The organism is Streptomyces sp. NPDC001219 (genome assembly GCF_053597915.1).
This window is the reverse complement of record NZ_JBSFJF010000158.1, coordinates 1-1,579: the sequence shown is the minus strand read 5'-3', so window position 1 is coordinate 1,579 and position 1,579 is coordinate 1. Positions and strand designations below refer to the sequence as shown.

At 72.0% G+C, this 1,579-nt stretch carries 2 protein-coding genes; one reads left to right on the top strand and one right to left on the bottom strand.

The window, feature by feature from the left end; all coding sequences use genetic code 11:
- Window positions 1-268, bottom strand: a 268-nt coding sequence (locus ACWC9R_RS37045; protein ID WP_450738278.1) for a LysR family transcriptional regulator, incomplete at its 3' end; no start/stop codon positions are given.
- Window positions 269-344: 76 nt separating this feature from the next.
- Here ACWC9R_RS37045 and ACWC9R_RS37040 point away from each other — a divergent pair.
- Window positions 345-1,073: a CTP synthase C-terminal region-related (seleno)protein gene (locus ACWC9R_RS37040; protein WP_450738276.1), complete on the top strand. Its 729-nt coding sequence runs from the start codon at window positions 345-347 to the stop codon at window positions 1,071-1,073.
- The last annotated feature ends 506 nt before the right edge of the window (window positions 1,074-1,579 follow it).

Here is a 1,579-nt window from a genome sequence, read left to right as displayed (position 1 = left end):
GGCCCGGGCGCGCCTGCCGCAGGCGCGCGACATCTGCCCGCGCCGCATCCAGGCGCAGCAGCAGCGGCCGGGCGTGTTCCAGCAGCCGCTCGCCCGCCTCGGTCGGCGCCACCGGCCGGCGGGTCAGCAGCGGCGCCTCCACATCGGTCTCGAGGCTCGCGATGTGCTGCGAGACCGCGGACTGGGTGTAGCCGAGGGTCTGGGCGGCCGCGGAGAAGGAGCGGTGGTCGACCACGGCGACGAACGTACGCAGCTGCTGCGGGTCCATGACCATCAGTATTGCTGATACCGGATGCAGGAATCATCGTTGGACCTGATGCAGTTCGGCGGCTCAGGATGGCCGGGTGACACACACCGCCCGCGTCGCCCTGGTCGGCGACCGCTCGCCCCACGTCCGTTCCCACACCCGTATCCCGGGCCTGCTCGACGCGCTCCGCGAGCGTGACGGCCTGGACCTGGACGCCTACTGGATGCCCACTCAGGATGTTGCGGATCACGGGTCCCTGGCCGGGTTCGATGCGGTCTGGGTGCTGCCCGGCAGCCCTTACCGCAGCGAGGCCGGCGCGCTCGCAGCCATCCGCACCGCCCGCGAGGAAGGCATCCCCCTGCTCGGCACCTGCGGCGGCTTCCAGCACGTCCTGCTCGAATACGCCCGTCACGTTGCCGGGCTGGCAACGGCCGGTCATGCGGAGAACGCCCCCGACACGTCGGCGGCCGACGCCGTGGTGGTGCCGCTCGCGTGCTCCCTGGTCGGTCACGAGGGCACGATCGAGCTCACTGCGGGCTCCCGCGCCGAAATGCTCATCGGCGCCGAACGATCCATCGAGCGCTACCACTGCAGCTTCGGCGCCAGCCCCTGCCATGTGGAGCAGCTGCGCACCCACGGGTTGCAGTTCACCGGTACCGACACCGACGGCGAGGTACGGATCGCCGAGCTGCCGGAGCACCCGTTCTTCCTCGCCACCCTCTTCCAGCCGGAACTCGCCGGCGACGGCGCCCGCCCCCACCCCCTCATCCGCGGCCTCGCGACCGCCGCCGTTGCCCGGGCAACGGCAGCGGCACGACCGGCCTGAAACGACAGGTGAGCGCCTGCCTGCCTCTGCGCACGGCGCCCGGCACTCACGGCGCCGTCCCACCGCCCCTCTCCGCGACGCGGATTCCCCAGGCCACCGTCCGGCACACCCAGGCACCCGCCCCCACGGCGCTCCTTCCCGCCCCCACGGCGCTCGTCCGCCAACGGAAGCGGGGAGTGTCTCGAAGGTGGGCACAGTGAACTCCTCGGCAGCACGACGAACCCCCGACGGTCGCCGGGCGCTGAGCGGTGTCTCGCTCGGTTGAAGGGGGCGGTGACGTGGTTCGGAGCTCACCTGGCGTCGTCGCGCAGGCAGGGACACACGACATCGTCACGAAGCGGCAGCCCCGAGGCCCCGCCCAAGACGCTGGAACTCACCCTCGACAGGGAGCCCCGCAAGCGCCTGGTTAAAGCCGCGCTGGGATGGACCGGCAACCCTGACCTCCCCACCTGCGGACCCTCAGCAGATCACCCTGCTGCTCACCGGCACCGCTCGCGCCGTCACCG